The organism is Streptomyces sp. NPDC045998 (assembly GCF_056430285.1).
Genome location: NZ_JBWKLJ010000009.1, coordinates 69194 through 91154, shown reverse-complemented (window position 1 = coordinate 91154; position 21961 = coordinate 69194). Strand labels below are relative to the sequence as shown.

General features: G+C 73.9%; 22 protein-coding genes. 10 read left to right on the top strand and 12 right to left on the bottom strand.

The annotated features are described in order from the left end of the window. Positions 1 to 42: 42 nt before the first annotated feature. Positions 43 to 669, bottom strand: coding sequence for a YigZ family protein (locus AC07FJ_RS25485; protein WP_479051611.1), 627 nt, complete (start codon positions 667 to 669; stop codon positions 43 to 45). 101 nt (positions 670 to 770) lie between these two features. On the opposite strand from AC07FJ_RS25485, the gene AC07FJ_RS25480 reads away from it, so the two are divergent. Beyond that, complete coding sequence (locus AC07FJ_RS25480) at positions 771 to 1184, top strand: CoA-binding protein (RefSeq protein ID WP_479051610.1); 414 nt, start codon at positions 771 to 773, stop codon at positions 1182 to 1184. A gap of 30 nt (positions 1185 to 1214) precedes the next feature. On the opposite strand, the gene AC07FJ_RS25475 is transcribed toward AC07FJ_RS25480, so the two are convergent. Both AC07FJ_RS25475 and AC07FJ_RS25470 read right to left on the bottom strand, forming a co-directional pair. Then, the gene (locus tag AC07FJ_RS25475) at positions 1215 to 1784 is read right to left on the bottom strand and encodes a YbaK/EbsC family protein (protein ID WP_479051609.1); all 570 of its coding nucleotides are present in this window, start codon (positions 1782 to 1784) and stop codon (positions 1215 to 1217) included. Positions 1785 to 1884: 100 nt separating this feature from the next. Next, positions 1885 to 2457 (bottom strand): helix-turn-helix domain-containing protein, encoded by a 573-nt coding sequence (locus AC07FJ_RS25470; RefSeq protein ID WP_479051608.1) that lies wholly within the window; start codon positions 2455 to 2457, stop codon positions 1885 to 1887. 97 nt (positions 2458 to 2554) lie between these two features. On the opposite strand from AC07FJ_RS25470, the gene AC07FJ_RS25465 reads away from it, so the two are divergent. Beyond that, positions 2555 to 3421, top strand: a complete 867-nt coding sequence (locus tag AC07FJ_RS25465; protein WP_479051607.1) for an EamA family transporter — start codon at positions 2555 to 2557, stop codon at positions 3419 to 3421. Here AC07FJ_RS25465 and AC07FJ_RS25460 read toward each other — a convergent pair whose 3' ends face one another. Further along, entirely contained in the window at positions 3422 to 4222 is an 801-nt protein-coding gene (locus tag AC07FJ_RS25460) for an acyltransferase (RefSeq protein WP_479051606.1), read from the bottom strand. A gap of 141 nt (positions 4223 to 4363) precedes the next feature. Between AC07FJ_RS25460 and AC07FJ_RS25455 the strand changes: the two genes are divergently transcribed. After that, on the top strand, positions 4364 to 4894 hold the full coding sequence (locus AC07FJ_RS25455) for a gamma carbonic anhydrase family protein (protein WP_479051605.1): 531 nt from the start codon (positions 4364 to 4366) through the stop codon (positions 4892 to 4894). Positions 4895 to 5006: 112 nt separating this feature from the next. Here the strand turns inward: AC07FJ_RS25455 and AC07FJ_RS25450 are convergent, their stop codons facing one another. From AC07FJ_RS25450 to AC07FJ_RS25440, 3 genes are all read right to left on the bottom strand, one after another. Next, positions 5007 to 5693: a DedA family protein gene (locus tag AC07FJ_RS25450; protein ID WP_479051604.1), complete on the bottom strand. Its 687-nt coding sequence runs from the start codon at positions 5691 to 5693 to the stop codon at positions 5007 to 5009. Positions 5694 to 5849: 156 nt separating this feature from the next. Beyond that, the gene (locus AC07FJ_RS25445; RefSeq protein WP_479051603.1) at positions 5850 to 8345 is read right to left on the bottom strand and encodes a beta-glucosidase; all 2496 of its coding nucleotides are present in this window, start codon (positions 8343 to 8345) and stop codon (positions 5850 to 5852) included. Between the two features lie 115 nt (positions 8346 to 8460). Further along, positions 8461 to 8913 carry a DUF4442 domain-containing protein gene (locus tag AC07FJ_RS25440; RefSeq protein ID WP_479051602.1) on the bottom strand — a complete coding sequence of 151 codons (453 nt, stop codon included), beginning with the start codon at positions 8911 to 8913 and terminating at the stop codon, positions 8461 to 8463. A 94-nt stretch (positions 8914 to 9007) separates the two neighbouring features. Here AC07FJ_RS25440 and AC07FJ_RS25435 point away from each other — a divergent pair, with 94 nt between their 5' ends. Both AC07FJ_RS25435 and AC07FJ_RS25430 read left to right on the top strand, forming a co-directional pair. Beyond that, the gene (locus AC07FJ_RS25435) at positions 9008 to 10096 is read left to right on the top strand and encodes a DUF8017 domain-containing protein (protein WP_479051601.1); all 1089 of its coding nucleotides are present in this window, start codon (positions 9008 to 9010) and stop codon (positions 10094 to 10096) included. Positions 10097 to 10163: 67 nt separating this feature from the next. Then, the gene (locus AC07FJ_RS25430) at positions 10164 to 11528 is read left to right on the top strand and encodes an MFS transporter (RefSeq protein ID WP_479051600.1); all 1365 of its coding nucleotides are present in this window, start codon (positions 10164 to 10166) and stop codon (positions 11526 to 11528) included. On the opposite strand, the gene AC07FJ_RS25425 is transcribed toward AC07FJ_RS25430, so the two are convergent. The 3 genes from AC07FJ_RS25425 to tuf form a co-directional block, all read right to left on the bottom strand. Further along, positions 11490 to 12338, bottom strand: coding sequence for a spermidine synthase (locus tag AC07FJ_RS25425; RefSeq protein WP_479051599.1), 849 nt, complete (start codon positions 12336 to 12338; stop codon positions 11490 to 11492). The genes AC07FJ_RS25430 and AC07FJ_RS25425 overlap by 39 nt on opposite strands. A 91-nt stretch (positions 12339 to 12429) precedes the next feature. Then, complete coding sequence (locus tag AC07FJ_RS25420; RefSeq protein WP_479051598.1) at positions 12430 to 13656, bottom strand: SUKH-4 family immunity protein; 1227 nt, start codon at positions 13654 to 13656, stop codon at positions 12430 to 12432. A gap of 196 nt (positions 13657 to 13852) precedes the next feature. Beyond that, positions 13853 to 15031 (bottom strand): elongation factor Tu, encoded by a 1179-nt coding sequence (gene tuf / locus AC07FJ_RS25415; protein WP_479051597.1) that lies wholly within the window; start codon positions 15029 to 15031, stop codon positions 13853 to 13855. Between the two features lie 301 nt (positions 15032 to 15332). Between tuf and AC07FJ_RS25410 the strand changes: the two genes are divergently transcribed. From AC07FJ_RS25410 to lnt, 5 genes are all read left to right on the top strand, one after another. After that, complete coding sequence (locus AC07FJ_RS25410) at positions 15333 to 16040, top strand: TVP38/TMEM64 family protein (protein WP_361420613.1); 708 nt, start codon at positions 15333 to 15335, stop codon at positions 16038 to 16040. Between the two features lie 126 nt (positions 16041 to 16166). Next, positions 16167 to 17042, top strand: coding sequence for an undecaprenyl-diphosphate phosphatase (locus AC07FJ_RS25405; protein WP_479051596.1), 876 nt, complete (start codon positions 16167 to 16169; stop codon positions 17040 to 17042). Positions 17043 to 17316: 274 nt separating this feature from the next. After that, complete coding sequence (locus tag AC07FJ_RS25400) at positions 17317 to 17532, top strand: hypothetical protein (protein WP_073755598.1); 216 nt, start codon at positions 17317 to 17319, stop codon at positions 17530 to 17532. 49 nt (positions 17533 to 17581) lie between these two features. Continuing rightward, positions 17582 to 18040: a nuclear transport factor 2 family protein gene (locus AC07FJ_RS25395; RefSeq protein ID WP_479051595.1), complete on the top strand. Its 459-nt coding sequence runs from the start codon at positions 17582 to 17584 to the stop codon at positions 18038 to 18040. A gap of 56 nt (positions 18041 to 18096) precedes the next feature. Further along, positions 18097 to 19779, top strand: a complete 1683-nt coding sequence (lnt, locus tag AC07FJ_RS25390) for an apolipoprotein N-acyltransferase (RefSeq protein ID WP_479051594.1) — start codon at positions 18097 to 18099, stop codon at positions 19777 to 19779. Here lnt and AC07FJ_RS25385 read toward each other — a convergent pair. Then, positions 19700 to 20608 (bottom strand): Gfo/Idh/MocA family protein, encoded by a 909-nt coding sequence (locus AC07FJ_RS25385; RefSeq protein ID WP_479051592.1) that lies wholly within the window; start codon positions 20606 to 20608, stop codon positions 19700 to 19702. The two genes, lnt and AC07FJ_RS25385, sit on opposite strands and share 80 nt — an antisense overlap. Continuing rightward, positions 20580 to 21881 carry an FAD-dependent monooxygenase gene (locus AC07FJ_RS25380; protein WP_479051590.1) on the bottom strand — a complete coding sequence of 434 codons (1302 nt, stop codon included), beginning with the start codon at positions 21879 to 21881 and terminating at the stop codon, positions 20580 to 20582. The genes AC07FJ_RS25385 and AC07FJ_RS25380 overlap by 29 nt, the downstream gene beginning before the upstream one ends. Between the last annotated feature and the right edge of the window lie 80 nt (positions 21882 to 21961).

The following is a 21961-nucleotide window of genomic DNA, read 5'->3' as shown; positions in this document are numbered from 1 at the left end:
GGGCCCTGAGATTAACGGTGTGCTCTGACAACGCGTGCCGCTTCAGGCATCTCCGTACGCCTCGCCGCCCAGTTCCAGCGCCGCCGTCCCGGCCGTCGCATCCGCGAGCCAGGCACGGAAGTTGCCGACGTCGGCGTCCGGCAGGCCGACCTCGATGGTGACGGCCTCGGCGTAACGCACGTCACGCACCGCCCGCCCGGTCGCCCGGAGGTCGTTCTCCAGCTTCCCGGCCCGCTGGTGGTCGACGGTGACGGTGGCGAGCCGGTAGCGGCGCCGGGTGACGGTGCCGAGGGCGTCCAGCGCTTCGCCGACGGCACCGCCGTACGCCCTGATCAGTCCGCCGGCGCCGAGCTTGACCCCGCCGTAGTAGCGGGTGACGACGGCGGCGACGTACCGCACCTCCCGGCGCAGCAGCATCTGGAGCATGGGCACACCGGCGGTGCCGCCCGGTTCGCCGTCGTCACTGGCCTTCTGTACGGCGGCGTCGGCGCCGATGACGTACGCGAAGCAGTTGTGGGTGGCGGTCGGGTGCTCCCTGCGGACGCGCGCGACGAAGTCCTGCGCCTCCTCCTCGGTCGCGGCGGGCGCGAGCGAGCAGAGGAAGCGCGAGCGGTTGATCTCGGTCTCGTGCACGCCTTCGCGGGCGACCGTCCGGTACTGCTCCTGCATCCCGCCACCCTATGCGGGGCCGTCCGCGGGGAAGGAATCGCACCGGAGGGCGGTTGGCGCACTCAGAGACGTACACAGACAGGCACCACAGGAGGCAGAGCGTGCAGAGCGAGTCCGAGACCGAGACCGTCCGCAGGATCCTGACCGAGTCCGGTGACACGTGGGCGGTGGTCGGACTGTCCAACAACCGTTCCCGCGCGGCGTACGGGGTCGCGGCCGTGCTCCAGCGCTTCGGGAAGCGGATCGTGCCCGTGCACCCGAAGGCGGAGACGGTCCACGGGGAGCAGGGGTACGCGTCGCTCGCGGACATCCCCTTCCCCGTGGACGTCGTGGACGTCTTCGTCAACAGCGACCTGGCCGGGGGCATCGCCGACGAGGCCGTGGCCAAGGGCGCCAAGGCGGTCTGGTTCCAGCTGGACGTGATCGACCGGGAGGCTTACGCGCGCACGCGCGCCGCCGGCCTCGACATGGTGATGGACCGCTGCCCGGCCATCGAGATCCCGAAGCTCGGCTGAGGGCCGGGGGGGCTCACCTCGCGGCGGGGCTCAGCTCGCGGCGGGGACCGCCCCGAGCCCCTCCAGGACCACCGCGCCCGGCAGATCGGCGATGGCCTTGCCGGGCACGATGAGCTTGCCGCGGCGGCGGCCGCTGCCGAGCAGCACCCACTCGCGGTCGACGACGGCGGAGTCGATCAGGAGCGGCCAGTCGCCGGGCAGGCCGATGGGCGTGATCCCGCCGTACTCCATGCCGGTCTCGCCCGTGGCGGTGTCCATGGGCGCGAAGGACGCCTTGCGGACGCCCAGGTGCCTGCGGACGACGCCGTTGACGTCGACGCGCGTCCAGGACAGCACCACGCAGGCCGCGAGCGAGCTCTCGCCGCCCCGCTTGCCCGCCACGACCACGCAGTTGGCGGAGGTGTCGAGCAGGTCCTGCCCGTGGTGCTCGACGAAGGCGGCGGTGTCGGCGATGGCCGGGTCGGTGTCCACGTACAGCAGCCGCTCGGCGGGCACGTGTCCCCGCCACGCGCGTACGGCGGCGGCGACGGGTGCGGTGAGCTCGTCGAGGCAGTCGGGGGCGGGGCGGGCGTGGTCGAAGTCTCCGATGGGTGCGCGCATGGGCCGCACGCTAACAGCGGTGCGGCGAGGGACGCTTGACCGTCTCGGAGGACGGGCTCGGAGGACGGGCCAAGCGGACGGGCGGCCTCGGGAGACGGGCTCAGCGGACGGGCGGGACGGAGACGGCCATCGTCATCTCGACCGGCTCGTCCCCGTCGTTGCGGTACGCGTGCGGGACGTTGGACTCGAAGACGGCGGAGGTTCCGGCCGGTACGCGGTGCTCGACGGCGTCGACGACCAGGGTGAGCTCGCCGGCCGTGACGTGCAGCAGCTCGGTGGTCCCGCCCGGATGCGGGTCGGAGGCGTGGACGTCGCCCGGCATCAGGACCCACGCCCACAGCTCCAGCGGCCCCCGCGCCTCGGTTCCGGCCAGCAGCGTGGTGTGACTGCCCTTGTCCGTGGACCACATGCGCACGGCCTGGTCCTGGGGCACGAGCCGTACGTGGGGGCCCTGTTCGTAGTCGAGCAGCGTGGTGATGGAGATGCCCAGCGCGTCGGCGAGCTTCACGGTCGTGCCGACGCTCGGGTTCGTACGCGCCTGCTCGATCTGGATGATCATGCCGCGGCTGACCCCCGAGCGGGCCGCGAGCGCGTCGAGGGTGAAGCCCCGCTCCCCTCGCCAGCGCTTCAGGTTGCGGGCGAGCGACTGCGTGAGCTGATCGAGGTCCGACACATTCCGTCCAATATTCTGGATGACATAGTTCAACAGGCTGCACTACCGTGTGGTGCACTTCATTGTTCACCGCACTGTACTGCGAGGCGACGACACCATGACAGCCCTGTTCGCCCTGGCCACCAGCCTCCTGTGGGGGCTGGCCGATTTCGGCGGCGGGCTGCTCACCCGGCGCACCCCCGCCCTCACGGTGGTCGTCGTCTCCCAGACGATCGCGGTCGTCGTCCTCGGCGCCCTCGTCGTCGCGACCGGCGGCTGGAGCGAGGCGGGGCCGCGGCTCTGGTACGCGGTGGCCGCCGGCGCCGTCGGCCCGGTGGCGATGCTCGCCTTCTACAAGGCGCTGGCGCTCGGCCCGATGGGCGTGGTGTCCCCGCTCGGCTCCCTCGGCGTGGTCGTGCCCGTCTCGGTCGGCCTCCTGCTGGGCGACCGGCCGGGGGTACTGCAGTTCGCCGGGATCGGCGTGGCCGTCGCGGGCGTGGTGCTGGCGGGCGGGCCCGAGCTGCGCGGTGCGCCGGTGCGGCGACAGGCCGTGCTGCTGACGCTGGTGGCGGCTTTCGGCTTCGGCGCGGTGATGGCGCTGATCTCCGAGGCCTCCACCACCCTCACCGGGCTCTTCCTCGCGCTGTTCGTGCAGCGCGTCACCAATGTGGCCGTCGGCGGCGCGGCCCTGTACGCCTCCGTGAAGCGGGGCGGACGCGCCCTTCCGGAGGACGGCGGCATACGCGTGGTCGTGGGGGCCCTGCCCGCCCTCGCCTTCGTGGGGCTCGCGGACGTCGCCGCCAACGGCACGTACGCCCTCGCCGCGCAGCACGGCCCCGTCACCGTGGCCGCCGTGCTGGCCAGCCTCTACCCGGTGGTGACGGCGCTCGCCGCGCGCGGTGTGCTCAAGGAGCGGCTGCGGGCGGTGCAGGCGGCCGGCGCCGGGCTGGCGCTGGTGGGGACGGTGCTGCTGGCCGCCGGCTGATCAGCGGCCCTCCGCTTCGGCCGGTGCCGCGAGTTCCGCGAGTTCCTCCAGTTTCCCCAGCTCCCCGAGTTCCGCCAGTTCCGCGAGCGCCTCCAGCTGCTCCGGCGTGACGCCGTCCGGAATCGGCCGGGGCGTGGGCGTGCGCAGCGGCGGCTGCCAGCCCATCTCGGCGTCCCAGCTGCGTACGACGCGGGCGGGCGCCCCCGCCACCACCGCGTGGTCGGGCACCTCGCCGCGGACGACCGCGCCCGCGGCGACCACGACGTTGCGGCCGAGCCTGGCGCCGGGCAGGATCACCGCCCCGGTGCCGAGCCAGCAGCCGGGGCCGATCTCCACCGGCTCGCTGCGCGGCCACTGCCGGCCGATCGGCTCGTGCGGGTCGTCGTAACTGTGGTTGGTCGAGGTGATGTAGACGTACGGGCCGCAGAAGGTGTCCGCGCCGATGGTCACCCGGGCGTCGGCGATGACATGGCTGCCGCGGCCGAGGACGACGCCGTTGCCGAGGGTCAGGACGGGGTCGGGGCCCAGGTCGAGACCGGGCATCATGCCGGCGGTGAGGGTCACCTGCTCCGCGATGATGCAGCACTCGCCGAGCTCGATCCACCCCTCGCCGAAGACGGTGCCCTGGGGGAAGGCGAGCCGGGTCCCGGCGCCGAGCGCGCGGAACCGCAGCCGCCCGGGGTGCTCCGCGGTGACGGCCCCGGCCTCCTGCAGCCGGCGCCAGCCGGCGTGCGCCGCGCGGGAGAGGAGCTTTCGCCACCAGGCGGCCGGCGATGAGAACGTGTTTCTGTTCTTCGGCACCCGCCCACGGTAGTCCGCGAGGTCACGGCCGACCGGCGCGCGGGCCTGTGATGTTCGCCCCACCGTCGTCCCGGCCGGGGCCGTCGCTTACGGTTCCCCCTGGCGCGACCCACAGCACATGAGCATCCGAGGGAGCAGGCGATGGCAGAGCGGGCGTTGATCACGGGCGTCGGCGGCAAGGAACCGAAGGTCGACCCGGAGGCCTTCGCCGCACCGACGTCCGTCGTGGTCGGCGAGGTGACGATGGCCCGCGGGTCGAGCGTCTGGTACCACGCCGTGCTGCGCGCGGACCTCGGGCCGATCACGCTGGGCGCCGACAGCAACATCCAGGACAATTGCACCGTACATGTGGATCCCGGTTTCCCGGTCACCGTCGGCGAGCGGGTCTCGGTCGGCCACAACGCCGTCCTGCACGGCTGCACGGTGGAGGACGACGTCCTCGTCGGCATGGGCGCCACCGTCCTGAACGGGGCCCACATCGGCGCCGGCTCGCTGATCGCGGCCCAGGCGCTGGTCCCCCAGGGGATGCGGGTCCCGCCCGGCTCGCTGGTCGCGGGGGTCCCGGCGAAGGTCAAGCGGGAGCTGACGGCCGAGGAGCGGGAGGGCATCAAGCTCAACGCCGCGATGTACCTGGAGCTGGCGCGGGCCCACCGTGAGGTCCCGGAGGACTGAGCCCCCCGCGGACGGGACGGCGCGCCGGGCCCGACCGGCCCGCCAGGCCCGACCGATCGCGCCGGCCCCATCGGACCCGCCCGGTCGCGCCGGCCCGCCGGTCCACCTGGTGTCAGTCGACGGCGACCGGTTCCGGGGTCACCGGAGTCGCCGGAGCCGCCGGGCCCTCGGCGGCGGCGCGGGCCTCCGCCTGGGCCGCCGCCTTCTTGGCGCGGCTCTTGAGGATCAGCATCGACGTCAGGCCGATGACGACGGCGAGGACGAGCCCCACCCACGAGAACCGCTTGAGCCAGGCCTCGGCGACGACGCCGACCGAGTAGATGACGGCCGTGGTGCCGCCCGCCCAGAGGATGCCGCCGAAGACGTTGGCGATGGCGAACTTCCAGTACGGCATGCGCAGCACACCGGCCAGCGGCCCCGCGAAGATCCGCAGCAGTGCCACGAAGCGGCCGAAGAAGACGGCCCACATGCCCCACTTCTCGAAGGACCGTTCCGCCAGGGCGATGTTGGCTTCGCTGAAGTGCTTGGGGAACTTGCCGCCGAGCCAGGCGAGCAGCGGACGGCCGCCCTTGCGGCCGATCGCGTACCCGATCGAGTCGCCGATGATCGCTCCGGCGGTGGCGCACGCGCCCAGGACGTACGGGTTGATGTCGCCGTGCTGCGAGGCCAGCAGCGCCGAGCTGACGAGGACGATCTCACCCGGCAGCGGGATACCGAGGCTTTCGAGCCCGATCACCACCCCCACCAGGAGGTAGATGCTGAGCGGTGGGACGGTCTCGAGCCACTCCTGGACGTGCAACGCCGGCTCCTCCGTGTGGATCCGTGGATCGTGGACCCGCGGATCGTGCGTCCGCGGATCGTGGATCTGCTGATGGGCTGCGGCGGCCTCGATCGGGCTGCCCCGGGCGTGCGGCGCGGCGCGGCGCGGCGGCGCACGCCCGGGCAGCCTACCGCCTCACAGGGCGAGCACCCGCGCCCGCACGGTGAGCCGGAGGTCCCGGGCCGACGCCCCGAGCCGTACGGTGCGGGTTCCGGTTCCGAGGACCCAGGCGTGCCGCGCCGGGTCCCAGCAGGACAGGGTGCGGGGGGCGATGGGGACGGTGACGCGGCGGACCTGGCCCGGCCGCAACTCCAGGCGCCGGTAGCCCGCCAGCACCAGCGGGGCCTGGTCCAGGGCCAGGTCGGGCGAGGGCCCGACGTACAGCTGGGGGACGGCGACGCCGGTGCGCGAGCCGGTGTTGCGGACGGTGAAGCTCGCCGTCAGGCCGCCCCCGCGCGCGGGCGTCACCACGAGCCCCGCGTACGCGAAGGTGGTGTACGACAGGCCGTGCCCGAAGGGGAACAGCGGCTCCACGCCCTCCGCGTCGTACCAGCGGTATCCGGTCCTGACCCCCTCCGTGTACTCGGCGACGCCGTCGGCGCCGGGGTAGCGGCGCGGGTCGCCGGCGGTCGGGTGGCGGGAGTCGGAGGCGGGGAAGGTCTGGGTGAGCCGGCCGCCGGGGTCGGTGTCGCCGAACAGGACGGCGGCGGTCGCTTCGGCCCCCTCCTGGCCGGGGTAGTACATCTGCAGCACCGCCCCCGTCCTCTCCAGCCACGGCATGGTGACGGCGGACGAGGTGTTGAGGACGACGGTGGTACGGGGGTTGGCGGCGGTGACCGCGCCGATCAGGGCCTCCTGGTGGCCGGGGAGCGCCAGCGTCGTACGGTCGCGCCCCTCGATGGCGTCCTCGTACGCGAACAGCACCACGCTGTGCGCGGCACGGGCGGTGCGCACGGCTTCGGCCACGTCCGCCGCGCGCGTGGCGCCCGTGATCCGGCGGAGCCGGAGGACCTGCCCCTTCGCACCGCCCTTGGCGGTGACGTGGAGGGAGTGGCGCCCGGGGGCGAGGGTGCGGGTGGTGCGCCGCACCTTGAGGCCGTCCGGAGCGGTGGCCGCCAGGCCGAAGCCGTCGAAGAGCTCGGCCATGGCGTCCCGGCGGGGGAAGAGTTCGCGGCCGTCCAGCACGACCCGGGGCCGCTCGCCGCTGTAGTGGACGAGGAGCGTCCACTCGTCGGGCTCGTCGACCGTGAGCGTCCCTTCGTACGTCCACGTCTCGCCGGCCCGGACGCTCTGGCGCTCGAAGCGGGCGCCCGGGGACGTGGCGGGCAGCGGCTTGCCGTAGAGGTCCTCGCCGAGGGCGTACGTCACGCGTGCGCCCCGTCCCGCGCGGGTGGTCAGGGCTTCGAGCGGGCTCACGGCCCGGTCGGGCACCACATGGGCGCTGCCGCCGCCACTGGCGAAGGGCAGCGCGCCGGTGGGCCCGATGACGGCGAGGGAGCGGGTGGCGGGGCCGGCGAGCGGGAGGGTGGCGCTCCCGTCGCGCGGGGCGTTGCGCAGCAGGGTCGCGCCCGCCACGGCGACGCGGTACGCGACCCGGGCGCCGGCCTCGGCGTCCCGGGCGGGGCGGGCGGGGGCCGTGCCGTCGAGGAGTCCGAACCGCTCCATGATGGTGAGGATCCGCCGTACGGCACGGTCGACGGTGGCCTCGGGCACGGTGCCGTCGCGCACCGCGCGGCGCAGGGGTTCGCCGAACCAGCGGCCCGCGGGCATCTCCATGTCGAGGCCCGCGCGGAGGGCGGGGGCGGCGCTGTGGGTGGCGTCCCAGTCGCTCATCACCCAGCCGTCGAAGCCCCAGCGTTCGCGCAGGATGCCGGTGAGCAGGGCCGGGTTCTCGCACGCGTGGAGGCCGTCGACCTTGTTGTAGGCGCCCATCACCGCTCCGGCCCCGGCGGCGACGGCGGCCTCGAAGCCGCGCAGTTCGGTCTCGTACAGGGCCTGTTCGCCGATCCGTACGTCGACGGTGGTGCGGTCGGTCTCCTGGTTGTTGAGGGCGAAGTGCTTGACCGTGGCGATCAGGCCCTCGCCCTGGATGCCGCGGATCTCCTCGGCGACGAGGTCGGCGGAGAGGAGCGGGTCCTCGGAGAAGGTCTCGAAGTTCCGTCCGGCGTACGGGGTGCGGATCAGGTTGACCATGGGCGACAGCAGGACGTCCTGGCCCAGCGCCCGCCCTTCGTGGCCGATGACCCGGCCGTACTCCCGGGCGAGGGCGGGGTCGAAGGCGCTCGCGAGCATGACGGGCGCGGGCAGGGCGGTGGCGCGGGCCGTTCTGAGGCGCACGCCGGCGGGGCCGTCGGCCAGCCGCAGCGGGGGGATGCCGAGGCGCGGGACGCCGGGGACGTAACCGGCCTGTCCGACGTTCTCCGGGTCCTTCGCGCCGTGCAGGAGGCCGAGTTTCTCGTCGAGGCTCAGCCGGGCGAGCAGCTCGTCGACGCGGCTGTGCCGGGGGGTGGCCCGGGCCTCGGGGGCCGGTCCGGGGAGGGGCGTTCCGGTGGTGACGGCCGCGGCGGTGACGGCTCCGGTGAGCAGGCGGAGGGTGGTTCTCCGGGTGACGGTTTCCGACTCTTGTGACATAAGCGCACTATGCGGGACGACTCGCCTGACACCGGGTCAGACAGGGCCGCCCCCGCACCCGAAGAGGGGTGCGGGGGCGGCCGCACGCGCGCGCGTGCGCACGCGTGGAGGTGCTTTACGCGTTCGGGCGGAGGGTCCAGGTGATGGTCATCTCGCCGGTGACGGCGCCGTCCTCGCGCGCGATCTCTATGTTGACCGGGAACTCGGGGCGCTGACCGGCGTCCAGCTCGGCGACGACCTCGGCCTTGGTGCGGCCCAGCGTGGCGGTGGCGGTGACGGGGCCCATCGCCAGCTTCTTGTAGGCGATCTCGGCCTTGACGGCGAGCGGCACGGCCCGGCCCAGCTGGTCACCGAAGGCGCCGATGACGATGGCGCCGCTCGCGGACTCGCCGAGCGTGAACATCGCCCCCGCGTGCGGGCCGCCGACGTGGTTGTGGAAGTCGCTCTGGTCGGGAAGCCGCAGCACAGCGCGCTCGGTGGTCGCCTCGACGACCTCGAGGTTCAGGGTCTTGGCCATGGGAACGGTGGCCAGCAGCATCTCGCCGATGTTCGGCTGGGTCTCGGACATGGACCGAAGTTACCAGGCGGTAGCAAGTACGGGAACCCATGGCCGGGGGGCGCGCGTGGCAGTCGGCGCCCCGGCCCCTCTATGGTTACTCGCCATGTGGCCAGGACAGCAGCCGCCCGGGGGCGAGCAGAACCCGCAGGACCAGAACCCGTACCAGCAGCCGGGGTATCCGCAGCAGAACCCGTACCAGCAGCCGGGTTATCCGCAGCCGCCTCAGGCGCAACCCCCGCAGGGGCAGCCGCCGCAGGCCAACCCGTACCAGCAGCCGGCACAGCCGATGCAGCCGAACGCGTACGCGCAGCCCAACCCTTACCAGCAGCCGACCGCGCCGCAGTACGCCGTGCCGGGGCAGCCGCCCGGTGCGCCCGTGCCGCCGCGCGGCGACGACAAGAAGAAGACGACGGTCATCGCGATCGTCGCCGCGACCGCCGTCGTCGTGGCCGCCGGTGTCACGGGCTTCCTGGTGCTGCGGGACGACGACAAGAAGGTGACGGGCGGCGGGGACCCCAAGCCCTCGCAGAGCGCGCCCGCCGCCTCCAGCCCGTCCGCGATCGAGAATCCGCGCGACGGCTCCTCCGCGGCCAAGCCCACCATCCCCGGCTGGAAGGTCGTCTCCAACCCCAAGTACGGCACGCTCTTCGACGTTCCGCCGGAGTGGGAGGTCTCGAAGGTCGGCGCCATCTCCGCCTTCGACGACGTGAAGAAGGGCGACGGCAGCCCGGCGGTGGTGATGACCTCGCCCGCGTACTTCAAGAGCCAGTGGTGCACGGACGACACCGACAAGGACGGCCGCCAGGAGACCTGGACCCTGAGCGGCACCGGCACCAAGGGGGCGCAGGGCGCCAAGGACACCGCGGACGCGGCGTACAACGCGGCCGGCAGCTGGGTGTGGGCGGCGTACGCCCAGACCGAGCCCAAGGGCACGGTCAAGGCGACCAAGGCGGTGCCCTACACCAGCGCGTCCGGGCTCACCGGGCACATGGCGACGGCCACCGCGCTGGGCGTGAAGAAGACCGGCAAGTGCACGACGGACGGCAAGTCCATCGCCTTCTCCTTCAAGAACGACAAGGGCGACTTCGTCAGCTGGGTCCTGTACGGCGCCGAGGGCGTCGGTGACGAGCTGCCGGACGCGACGATCCAGAAGATCATGAGCACGGTCCGGCTGGCCGACTCCACGTCGTAGCCCGCGGCGGCCGCGATGACGGAGAAACCGTTTTGCATCGGGGCGGGGTGTTGGCGATAGTCCCGGAGTGAGAACTCCCGCCGCCCCGCCCCACCCCCCGCGCCGGCTGCGCCGCCCCGCCTGGGCCGGCCGCAACTACACCCTGCTGACCGCCGCCGCGTTCGTCACCAACCTGGGCACCCACGGCGCCCTGATCGCGGCGGCGTTCGCGGTGCTCGAGTCCGGCGGGGACGGCGGCGACGTGGGCCTGGTGACGGCGGCCCGCACGCTGCCGCTGGTGCTCTTCCTGCTCATCGGCGGCGCGGTGGCCGACCGGCTGCCCCGCCACCGGGTGATGGTGGCGGCCAACGCCCTCAACTGCGTCTCCCAGGGGCTCTTCGCCCTCCTCGTCCTCACCGGCGACGCGCGGCTGTGGCAGATGATGGTGCTGTCCGCGCTCGGCGGGACCGGGCACGCGTTCTTCAGCCCGGCCGCCGAAGGCATGCTGCTGTCGAGTGTCGGCGGCGAGCAGGTCAGCCGGGCCTTCGCGCTCTTCCGCATGGCCATGAACGGCGCGAGCATCGGCGGTGCCGCGCTCGGCGGGGCCATGGTCGCGGCGATCGGTCCGGGCTGGGTGCTCGCGGTCGACGCGGCGGCGTTCGCGGTGGCGGGCGCTCTGCGTGCCTTCCTCGACGTCGGGCACATCAAGGAGCGGGCGCCCGGCGGCGGGCTGCTGAAGGACCTGCGGGAGGGGTGGACCGAGGTCGCGAGCCGGCCCTGGCTCTGGTCGATCATCGCCCAGTTCGCGGTGGTCGTGGCGGTGGTGGGCGCGGCGGAGTCCGTGTACGGGCCGCTGGTCGCCAAGGAGGAGCTGGGCGGGGCGCGGCCCTGGGGTCTGGCGCTGGCCGCGTTCGGCGTGGGCACCCTGGGCGGGGCGGTGCTGATGATGCGCTGGAAGCCCCGGCGGATGCTGCTCGTCGGGACCCTGTGCGTCTTCCCGCTGGCGCTGCCGTCGGCGGCGCTGGCCGTGCCGCTTCCGGTGGGCGGCCTGGCGGCGGTGATGTTCTTCAGCGGCGTCACGCTGGAGGTGTTCGGTGTGGCGTGGATGACCGCGCTGCACCAGGAGATCCCGGAGGAGAAGCTGTCGCGCGTCTCGGCGTACGACTGGTTCGGCTCGACGGCCATGCTGCCGGTGTCGACGGCGCTGGCCGGGCCGGCGGAGAGCCTGTTCGGGCGGCAGACGGCGCTGTGGGGGTGTGCCGGGCTGGTCGTCCTGGTGACGGCGCTGGTGCTGCTGGTGCCGGACGTACGCAACCTGACGCGGCGCACGAAGGAGGTCACGGCGGGGCCGGCCGCTCCCGCGCGGGCCGACGGCACGTCGGCCGAAGGCCCGGGCCGATCAGCCGGCGGCCGGTCAGCCGATACCGAAGGCCCCGTCGGGCGGCTCGGGTGACGCGACCGCGTCCTCGTCGCCTACCGGGCGCGCGTCGCCCGTGAAGCGGGCCAACGACGGGCCGTGCTCCACGCGCGCGGGGAAGGCGTCGGCGGCGGCCCGGCGGGTCAGTCCGGCCGTGTCGATCTCCCGGTGCGAGGCGACCAGCACCGCGTTGCCGAACCGCCGGCCGCGCAGCACGGCGGGTTCGGCGATCAGCGCGAGCTCCTCGAAGACGGTGGCGAAGGTGGCGAGCTGCGAGCGCAGGAAGGCGAAGGGCGCGCCGTCCGCGAGGTTGGCGATGTAGGTCCCGCCCGGCCGCAGCGCGCGCTCGGCGGCTCGCGCGTACGCGACGGACGTCAGGTGCGCGGGGACGCGTGAGCCACCGAAGACGTCCGCGATGAGCACGTCCGCCGACCGCGCGGGCGCCGCCTCCAGCCAGGCGCGGGCGTCCGCGGCGTGCACGGTGATCCCCGCGCCGGGCGGCAGCGGCAGGTGCCGCTCGACGAGCGCGATGAGCCCCCGGTCCGCCTCCACGACGTCCTGCCGCGAGCCCGGCCGGGTCGCCGCGATCCAGCGCGGCAGCGTGAGCGCGCCGCCGCCGAGGTGCAGCACGTCCAGCGGCTCGCCCGGCTCCCCGGCGGCACAGTCCACGGCGTGGGCGAGCCGCCGCGCGTACTCGAACTCCAGGTACGCCGGGTCGTCGAGGTCGACGTACGACTGCGGCGCCCCGTCGACCGTCAGCAGCCAGGCCCGCTCGCGGTCCACGTCGGGCATGAGCTTGGCGGTGCCGTGGTCGACCTCGCGGAGTACGGGAAGCTGCTCGTTCACCCGGCCAGCCTAGGGGGTGTCTTGTCGATCAGGCTGGGCCGGCTCGGCGTCGTCGCAAGGCCTCAGGAGGGCTCCGGACGGATTCGGGCCGTCACAGCACGCCGCCCGCCTCGTCGTGGAAGACCTCCGGCCAGTACCGGTAGTCGTCGGGGCCCTCGGCGGGGCGGCAGGCTATCGGGTCGACCGAGGACAGCACGTCGATCATGGTGTCGGCGAGCTGGTGGTAGAAGTCCTGGGTGAAGTCGTGCTCCTCGTTGAGGGCTTGCTCCCGCTGGTGCAGCCAGAGGGTGAAGGCGAGCGTGGAGAGGTCGGTGTTGACCGGGACGACGTAGTCGGCGCCGGTCCCCGTGTAGAAGAGGGCACCGGTCCGGCCGTCGACGAGGACGGTGAAGTCGTGGACCAGCCCGCCGAGCACGACCAGGTGCTCCGCGTCGGGCGGCAACTGCTTGGCACCCTGCCACAGGTGCGCGTGCTGGGGGTTGCTCTGCGACTCGGCCCAGTCCTGCGGGAGAGTGGGCAGCGGCCCCGGATCCGGGCCATAGAACATGAATCCGTCGGAGGGCAGGCCCACGTCCGTCAGGAAACGGCGCGTCGGCGCGTGGACGAGGGCCGACGGCAGCTGGTCCTCCGTCAGCCGCAGCATGTTCTCGGCGCCGAACACCCCTTCCAGCAGGCCTTCCGGCAGTGCCAGGGCAAGCTCCCGCCCGGGCCCGGCGATCAGGCCGAGCGGACGGATCGCCGCCGCGATCCGCCAGAACACCGGTATCGGCTGGTCCCAGCCGGACCGCGGACCGGCCGGGCCCCAGCCGTCCTCGCCCCACGCCTCCTCGGTGAACACCGCGGTCAGCGCCTGCTCGGCCGCCCGCACCGCTTCGGGCCCCGTCCGCCCGGCCAGGGCGGCGAACCTGCCGCGCAGGCTCCGGAAGTCGTCCACCGCACCGAGGAAGCGGAGCAGCGCTCCGACCGATGGTGCCAGCGGGAACAGCTTGGCTCCGTCCGGCCACTCTTCGTAGAGCCACATGCTGAACACCCGCCCGGTGCCACCGTCGAGGACGACCTCCTCGGCCTCCTCCCCGTCCAGGATCAGATGGCCGATCAGCAGCAGTTCCGCGAGCTCCGGATCGAGTCGCGCCGGATCGCCGCCCCGCACGAGCAGATGCTCGCGTACCGACAGCAGCGACGGCTCGGTGAGCGGCCGGAAGCTGACCAGGCCCTGGCCGTCCAGCCGCTCCCCCGGCGCCAGAGCGCGGCGGGTCGGCGCGTGGACGATCGACGGATGCGGCGCGTGCCCCGGCATGACGATGCTGGTCTCGGACATGGTCCCCCCGTGTGCTGAGTTCGAGCGACCACCACCATAAGAGCCACCACTGACACAGCCCTGCCCCGCCGACCCTGGCCCGTACGCCGAGCATGTGGTGCGGGCACGGAGAAACGGCCTAAGGCCCCGGCCCCAGGCCCGGGGCCCGCCCACCGGGCAGGCCCCGGGCCGCGCCCGCGGGGCGGGTGCCCGGTGCTCAGGCGGGGGCGGTGACCTCCGTCACCGTCCCGGCGCCGACAGTGCGGCCGCCCTCGCGGATCGCGAAGCCGAGTCCCGGCTCCAGGGGTACGTCCCGGCCCAGCTCGACGGTCATGGTGACCGTGTCGCCGGGGCGCGCGACGGCCGCCTCGCCGAGGTCGACGTCACCGACGACGTCCGCGGTGCGGATGTAGAACTGCGGCCGGTACCCCGTCGAGACCGGCGTCGTACGGCCGCCCTCGCGCGCCGACAGGACGTACACCTGGGCGGTGAAGCGGCGGCGCGGCACGACGCTGCCGGGCGCCGCCACGACATGGCCGCGGCGGACGGTGTCGCGCGGCACGCCGCGCAGCAGCAGGGCGACGTTGTCGCCGGCCTGGGCGGACTCCATCGGCTTGCCGAAGGTCTCCAGGCCGGTGACGACCGTCTCCGTGTCCGCTCCCAGGACCTGCACCCGGTCGCCGACCCGCACGGTGCCGCGCTCGACGGCGCCGGTGACGACCGTGCCGCGGCCGGTGATGGTGAGGACGTTCTCCACGGGCAGCAGGAACGGCGCGTCCACGTACCGCACGGGTATGGGCACGTACGTGTCCACGGCGTCCAGCAGCGCCTCGATGGCGCCGGTCCACCGCGGGTCGCCCTCCAGTGCCTTGAGCCCGGAGACCCGTACGACGGGTACGGAGTCGCCGCCGTAGCCGTGGGCGGAGAGCAGTTCCCGCACCTCCAGCTCCACGAGGTCGGTGAGCTCGTCGTCACCCGCGTCGGCCTTGTTGAGGGCGACGACGATGTGGTCGACGCCCACCTGACGGGCCAGCAGGACGTGTTCGGCGGTCTGCGGCATGATCCCGTCGAGCGCGGAGACGACGAGGATCGCCCCGTCGAGCTGCGCGGCCCCGGTGACCATGTTCTTGATGTAGTCGGCGTGGCCGGGCATGTCGACGTGCGCGTAGTGCCGGGTGTCGGTCTCGTACTCGACGTGCGCGATGTTGATGGTGATGCCCCGCTGCGCCTCCTCGGGCGCCCGGTCGATCCGGTCGAACGGCACGTACGTGCCGGTTCCGCGTTCGCTGAGGACCTTGGTGATGGCGGCGGTCAAGGTGGTCTTGCCGTGGTCGACGTGGCCCATGGTGCCGATGTTGAGATGCGGTTTGGTGCGGACGTATGCCGTCTTGGACATGGCGACGTGGTTCCTTCCCGGAACGCGAAGCGGTGAAGAGGGGACCCCCGGGCCTCGCCGACCCTCCCCCTGTGGGGTCCGCCGGACTGTCCGGGAAGGGTCAGCTTCGGGCGCCGTCGAGGGCGGCCGGGAAGTGGCAAGCGGCAGCCTTCGGCGCGTCCGCGACTGCGGACGGCGCTGCGGGGAAGGCGTACCGGGACATGCCGTCGATGATCGCGCGGCGGGTGGGTGCGCGTCGAACGGTTTTCGGCGGCGACGCGCGTTACGGCGATCACCGGGCTCCGTCGGTTAGTCTCCCCGGATGCTCGACCCCGTCACGCGGCCCCAGGCCCCCGCCCTCGCCGTCCGCTGCTCGCGGGCGCTCGTCTCCCCGTGGTCGCGCCTGTCCCTGCTCCTGCTGCTGCTCGTGTCGGCGGCGGCGACCGTGGTCCTGTACGAGCCGCAGCGGCTGCTCTCGGCCGGCTGGCCGCCGCAGATCGGAGGCGCGGGCGCGGTGGTGCTGTTCGCGCTGGCGTACGGGCTGTGCACCGCCGCCTTCGTGCCGCGGCCGATCCTGAACCTGGCCGCCGGGGCGCTGTTCGGCTCCCAGGCCGGGCTCGGCGCGGCGGTCGCCGGAACGGTGCTGGGCGCGGGGATCGCGTTCACGCTGGGCCGGGTGCTGGGGCAGGACGCGCTGCGTCCGCTGCTGCGGGGGCGCTGGCTGACGGCGGCGGACGGGCAGCTCAGCCGGCACGGGTTCCGATCGATGCTGGCGATCCGGCTCTTCCCCGGGGTGCCGTTCGCCGCGGCGAACTACTGCGCGGCGGTCTCCCGGATGGGGTACGCGCCGTTCCTGCTGGCGACGGGCATCGGGTCGGTGCCGAACACCGCCGCGTACGTGATCGCGGGCAGTCAGGCCGCGTCACCGACCTCACCCGCCTTCCTCCTCTCGACGGGGTTCATCGTGCTGACGGGGCTCGGCGCGGCGGTGGTCGCGTGGTGCAAGCGCCACCGGCTGCGTGGCCGGTGAGTCGCCTGCGTGACGCCCTCCATTCACCTTCGCGCTGTACGCTGCGCACCGATCTGCCGCCGGTCGCCCGTCGACCGCTGCGGCCCGCCATGACCGCACGAGCACATTCGGGACGGCCCTAGCCCCATGACTTGGTTCGAATCACTCATCCTCGGACTCGTTCAGGGGCTGACGGAGTTCCTCCCCATCTCCTCCAGCGCGCACCTGCGGCTGACCGCCGCCTTCGCGGGCTGGTCCGACCCGGGCGCGGCGTTCACCGCGATCACTCAGATCGGTACGGAGACGGCCGTCCTCATCTACTTCCGCAAGGACATCGCGCGGATCGTCTCGGCGTGGTTCCGCTCGCTGACGGACAAGGCGATGCGCGCGGACCACGACGCGCGGATGGGCTGGCTGGTCATCGTCGGGTCGATTCCGATCGGCGTGCTGGGCGTCACCCTCAAGGACCACATCGAGGGACCGTTCCGCGATCTCCGGCTGATCGCGACGACGCTCATCGTGATGGGTGTCGTGCTGGGCATCGCCGACCGCCTGGCGGCCCGGGTCGAGGAGGGCGGCCGGCACCGCGCGGTACGGGAGCGCAAGACGCTGCAGGACCTGAGTGTGAAGGACGGCCTGATCTTCGGCGTCTGCCAGGCGATGGCCCTGATCCCCGGCGTCTCCCGGTCGGGCGCGACGATCAGCGGTGGCCTGCTGATGAGCTACACGCGCGAGGCGGCGGCCCGCTACTCGTTCCTGCTGGCCATTCCGGCGGTACTGGCCTCGGGGCTCTTCGAACTGAAGGACGCGACCGAGGGCGGCCATGTCTCCTGGGGGCCGACGGTCTTCGCGACCGTCATCGCCTTCGGTGTCGGATATGCGGTGATCGCGTGGTTCATGAAGTTCATCACCACGAAGAGCTTCATGCCGTTCGTGATCTACCGCGTCCTTCTCGGCCTCGTGCTGTTCGCCCTGGTGGCGCTGGGGGTGCTGAGCCCGCACGCCGGCGAGTCCGCCGGGTGACGACCGGGGGGAACGCGCGACCCGATGGACGTACGCCGGGCGTGCGACGGGCCGCCGGCAGGGGGGGTGGCCGGCGGCCCGTGGCCCGGGTCCTCCGGCCCGAACACGCAGGAGCAGCGTCCCGCGCGGGGCGGTACGGGCGCCAGGGCATGCGCCGCATATATGCATGCATTTCCTTCACACCCCGTGTGAAGGAACCCCTCTGCCGCACGGGTCTGCCCGACGGGTTTGCCGGACGGGTGCGATCATGTGCCGCCCGGCGCACCCTGGTCCCATGGCCTGGCAGGCACCCATCGTCGTGCACCGCCCCTCCCCCGGCGGCGGGCGGCGCGTCACCATCCGCGGACAGATCGTCGGGCTCGCGCACAACGACGCGGACCTGATCGAGTTCCTGCGGCGCGCGGGGCTCGACGAGGCGGACATCTCGCTGGACGACCCCCACCTGGTGGAGTGGCGCGGCGGGCGCGCGCACCACTGGGAGGCGGCGTGAGCCGTGCGGCGCTCTTGGCGCGGGGGCCCGGCTGCTCGACACTGACCGAATGACACAGCGCGCGGATCTCGCGACCGTGATGGACCGCCTGGCCATCGACGAGGTGATCACCGGGTACGCGGTGGCCCTGGACGACGCCGACTGGCCCGGCTACCGGGAGCTGTTCACCCCGGACGGGCGGGCGGACTACCGGGGCGCCGGCGGGATCGAGGGCGCGGCGGCCGAGGTCGCCGACTGGCTGGCGGGGACACCGCGGCTGCGCCCGGTGCGCCGGCACCTCCTGGTCAACCGCCGGGTGCGGATCGAGGACCTGGGCGGCTATCCGGGCGACAGCGCCGACGCGCTGGCCGACTACCTCGCTCCCCTGCCGCTGGACTCGGGTGACGACGCCCTCGTGGGCGGGCGGTACAGCTTCTCCCTGGCGCGTACGGAGGCGGGCTGGCGGCTGCGTTCGGTGGTGGTGCACGAGACGTGGCGACGCGCCGGGGGCCCGCTGTCGGCGGGCTGACCGTCTCGCGGGCACGTTCACGCACACTGGAGGCGTCACTCCGAGGGAGGCGCGGTATGCGGATGCGCGGGCTGCGGATCCCGGCCGGCCGACGGGCTCCGGCCGGCCGGGCGGTTCCCGTCGGCCGAACGACCCCGACCGGCCGGGCGGTTCCGACCGGTCGGCAGGACGCTCTCGGGCGGGTGCTCACCTCGCCCCGGTGGCGCGCGGCCGCCGCGGTCGCGGCCGGGGCGCTGCCCGCGCTGGCGTTCCCCGCCCCGGCCCTCTGGTGGTTCGCGTACGTGGCGCTGGTGCCGTGGATGCTGCTGATCCGTACGGCGCCGACCGGGAGGCGCGCGGCGCTGGACGGTTGGCTCGGCGGGCTGGGGTTCATGATCGCCGTGCACCACTGGCTGATGCCGAGCCTCCATGTGTTCATCGTGGTGCTGGCCGGGCTGCTGGGACTGCTGTGGGCGCCGTGGGGCTGGCTGGTGCGGCTGATGCTGGCCCGTACGCCGTCGCGCGGGCGGGCGGCCGCCGCTCTCGCCGTCGTACCGTCCGGGTGGCTGATGGTGGAGCTGGTGCGGTCGTGGGAGGGGCTCGGGGGTCCGTGGGGGCTGCTGGGCGCGAGCCAGTGGCAGGTGGACGCCGCGCTGCGGGTGGTGTCCCTCGGCGGGGTATGGCTGGTGAGCCTGCTGGTGGTGGCCGTCAATACGGCGGTGACCGTGCTGGTGGCGGTCCCCTCCGCCCGTGCGGTGGCGGTGGCCGGGGTCACCGTGTGCGCGCTGACCATGGGCTCGGCGTGGCTGTGGGTGCGGTCGCCACAGCCGACCGGCGAGGTGCGGGTCGCGGTGGTGCAGCCGGGCGTGATCAACGGCGTCGGCGGCGCCGAGCGGCGGGTGGCGCGCGGCGAGGAGCTCACGCGGGAGCTGGCCGGACGCGACGTGGACCTGGTGGTGTGGGGCGAGAGCAGCGTCGGCGCGGACCTGGCGGCGCGGCCTGACCTGGCGCGGCGGCTCGCGGCGCTGTCGCGGGAGGTCGGGGCGGAGGTGCTGGTCAATGTGGACGCGCGCCGCTCGGACGTGCCCGGCATCTACAAGAGCAGTGTGCTGATCGGCCCCGAGGGCCCTACCGGTGACCGCTACGACAAGATGCGGCTCGTTCCCTTCGGCGAGTACGTCCCGTTCCGCTCGGCGCTGGGCTGGGCGACGTCGGTCGGCAAGGCGGCGGCCGAGGACCGCAGGCGCGGCGAGCGCCCGGTGGTGATGGCCGTCGGGGACGACGGGCTGCGGCTCGGCCCGCTGGTGTGCTTCGAGTCGGCGTTCCCCGACATGAGCCGCCATCTGGCCCGCGGCGGCGCCCAGTTGCTGGTGGCCCAGTCGGCGACGTCGACGTTCCAGGACAGCTGGGCCCCCGGGCAGCACGCCTCGCTGGCGGCGCTGCGGGCGGCGGAGACGGGGCGGCCGATGGTGCACGCGACGCTCACCGGCGTGAGCGCGGTGTACGGCGCCGACGGTGACCGGATCGGCGCCCCGCTGGGGACCGAGCGCAGTACGTCGGCGGTGTACGACATCCCGCTGACGGACGCGACGACGCCGTACGCGCGCCTCGGCGACTGGCCGGTGTACGCCGCCCTCGCGGTGCTGGCCGGGCTGTGCGCCGCCGAGGCCGCGGGCTCGTTCAGGCGGCGGCCTGGGCCAGGGCGTCCCGTACCACCCGCTCGCACAGTTCGTGCGTCCGCAGGGCGTCCTGGGCGCTGAGGGTCTTGCCGGCCGCCACGGCGTCGAGGAAGGCGCCGACGACCTGCTCGATGCCGCGCTGGCGGGCGACGGGGACCCAGTCGCCGCGGCGCCGGACGGTGGGCTGGCCCTTGTGGTCGACGACGTCGGCGAGGTTGAGGACCTGCCGTTTGGTGTCCTGACCGGAGACCTCGAGGACCTCCTCGGTGGAGCCGCTCATCCGGTTCATCATGCCGATGGCGGTGAAGCCCTCGCCGGACAGCTGGAGCACGACGTGGTGCATGAGCCCGTCGCGGATCCGGGCGCGTACGTCGATGTGGTCGGCCGGCCCGGGCAGCAGGAAGCGGAGGGTGTCGACGACGTGGATGAAGTCGTCGAGGACGAGGGTGCGCGGGTCCTCCGGGAGCCCGACGCGGTTCTTCTGCAGGAGGATCAGGTCGCGCGGGTGGTCGGCGCACTGGGCGTAGCCGGGCGCGTAGCGCCGGTTGAAGCCGACGGCGAGGCTCACGCCGCGCCGCTCGGCGAGCTCCACCAGGCGGCGCGAGTCCTCGATCTCGTACGCGAGCGGCTTGTCCACGTACGTGGGAACGCCGGCCTCCAGCAGCCGCGTGACGATCTCGGCGTGGACGTCGGTCGGCGCGTGCACGAACGCGGCGTCGAGTCCGGCGGCGAGGAGGGAGTCCAGATCGGTGTGGCGGCGGCCGGCGGGGACGTGGTACGCCTCCGCGACGTCGGCGAGGGTGGCCGGGGTGCGGGTCTGGAGGTGCAGTTCGAGCCCGGGGCGGGTGGCGAGGACGGGCAGGTAGGCCTTCCGTGCGATGTCACCGAGGCCGATGCAGCCGATCTTCACGGGGGTCTCCCTGTCGATGTGCGTGGCGGTCCGGACTGTCCTGACTGTCCTGACGGTCGTCCCGGTGATCGTATGCCGGGGCCGGTTCCGCATGGCACGGGGGGCGCCAGTCCGCTAGGGAGTCGAAGGAGCGCAGCGCGAGGCCCGGGACCGCCCCGGCGAGCGTCACGAGGGCGTCGCGCAGGAGGACCGCGGGCGCGGCCGCGCGCGTGTGCAGGCGCGCGACGCGGGCGGCGGCGCGCACGACGGCCGTGGTGCGGGGCAGGCGGTCGGCGGAGTACGCCGCGAGTCCGGCGTCCGTGGCGCGCCGGGGCGGGAGGTGGTGGGCGAGCACGATCGCGTCCTCGATCGCCTGGTTGCCGCCCTGGCCGAGGGTCGGGGCCATCGGGTGGGCGGCGTCGCCGAGCAGGGCGGTACGGCCGCGGTGGAAGGCGGGCAGCGGGGCGGTGAGGTGCCAGATGTCGTGGCGCAGGATCCCGTCGTTCTCGGCGGCGGCGAGGATCGCGGGGATCGGGTCGTGCCAGTCGCCGAAGCGGCGCAGCAGTTCGGCCCTCTCGCCGTCGGGGGCCTTCGCGCCGGCGGGGGCGACGGCGGCCGCGTACGCGTAGATCCGGCCGTCCTTGAGCGGCTGGGTGCCCCACAGGGCGCCGCGGCCCCAGCTCTCGTGGGGGTGGAAGGGACGGGCGGGCGCCGGCACGAGCAGGCGCCAACTGGTGAGGCCCGTGTACGCGGGGGCGGGGTGGGCCGCGAACAGGGCGGCGCGGACCGCCGAGTTGATGCCGTCCGCGCCGACGACGAGGTCGGCCTCGACGTCGCCGTGCGGGGTGGTGACGACGGCGCGGCGGCCGTCCGCGGTGCCGCCCGGCTCGGCGAGCGCCGCGGGAGCGGCACAGCGCACCGTGCCGTCGGGCAGGCGGGAGGCAAGCAGGTCGACGAGCGTGGCCCGGGGCAGCACCACGAGCGGCCCGCCGAAGCGCTCCGCGGCGGCCCGGGCGTTCGTACGGGCGAGCCAGCGGCCGCGCGCGGTGCGCAGGCCGCCGTCGCCCTGCCAGGCGGCCAGGGCCCGGACGTCGTCGCCGAGGCCGAGGGTGTCGAGGGCACGCAGGGAGTTCGGGGCCAGGCTGATGGCGGCGCCGACGGGCCTCAGCGAGGCGGCGCGTTCCAGGACGGTGATGCGCCAGCCGCGCCGGTGCAGGGCGACGGCGGCGGTGAGCCCGCCGATGCCGCTGCCGATGACGACGGCGTGGGGCGTGCTGGGCGGGTGGGTGTCCATGGCTCCTCCGGTGGTCCGGGCGAGCGGCACTACACCTGTAGTGCCACACGGCGAACCGTACTACAGGTGTAGTGGAGGCG

Coding starts and splice junctions, on each gene's coding strand:
- AC07FJ_RS25485 (WP_479051611.1), bottom strand. CDS start 669: ATGCAGGAGCAGTACCGGACGGTCGCCCGCGAAGGCGTGCACGAGACC.
- AC07FJ_RS25475 (WP_479051609.1), bottom strand. CDS start 1,784: ATGCGCGCACCCATCGGAGACTTCGACCACGCCCGCCCCGCCCCCGAC.
- AC07FJ_RS25465 (WP_479051607.1), top strand. CDS start 2,555: ATGACAGCCCTGTTCGCCCTGGCCACCAGCCTCCTGTGGGGGCTGGCC.
- AC07FJ_RS25455 (WP_479051605.1), top strand. CDS start 4,364: ATGGCAGAGCGGGCGTTGATCACGGGCGTCGGCGGCAAGGAACCGAAG.
- AC07FJ_RS25445 (WP_479051603.1), bottom strand. CDS start 8,345: ATGTCACAAGAGTCGGAAACCGTCACCCGGAGAACCACCCTCCGCCTG.
- AC07FJ_RS25440 (WP_479051602.1), bottom strand. CDS start 8,913: ATGTCCGAGACCCAGCCGAACATCGGCGAGATGCTGCTGGCCACCGTT.
- AC07FJ_RS25435 (WP_479051601.1), top strand. CDS start 9,008: ATGTGGCCAGGACAGCAGCCGCCCGGGGGCGAGCAGAACCCGCAGGAC.
- AC07FJ_RS25420 (WP_479051598.1), bottom strand. CDS start 13,656: ATGTCCGAGACCAGCATCGTCATGCCGGGGCACGCGCCGCATCCGTCG.
- tuf (WP_479051597.1), bottom strand. CDS start 15,031: ATGTCCAAGACGGCATACGTCCGCACCAAACCGCATCTCAACATCGGC.
- AC07FJ_RS25410 (WP_361420613.1), top strand. CDS start 15,333: ATGCTCGACCCCGTCACGCGGCCCCAGGCCCCCGCCCTCGCCGTCCGC.
- AC07FJ_RS25405 (WP_479051596.1), top strand. CDS start 16,167: ATGACTTGGTTCGAATCACTCATCCTCGGACTCGTTCAGGGGCTGACG.
- AC07FJ_RS25400 (WP_073755598.1), top strand. CDS start 17,317: ATGGCCTGGCAGGCACCCATCGTCGTGCACCGCCCCTCCCCCGGCGGC.
- AC07FJ_RS25395 (WP_479051595.1), top strand. CDS start 17,582: ATGACACAGCGCGCGGATCTCGCGACCGTGATGGACCGCCTGGCCATC.
- lnt (WP_479051594.1), top strand. CDS start 18,097: ATGCGGATGCGCGGGCTGCGGATCCCGGCCGGCCGACGGGCTCCGGCC.
- AC07FJ_RS25380 (WP_479051590.1), bottom strand. CDS start 21,881: ATGGACACCCACCCGCCCAGCACGCCCCACGCCGTCGTCATCGGCAGC.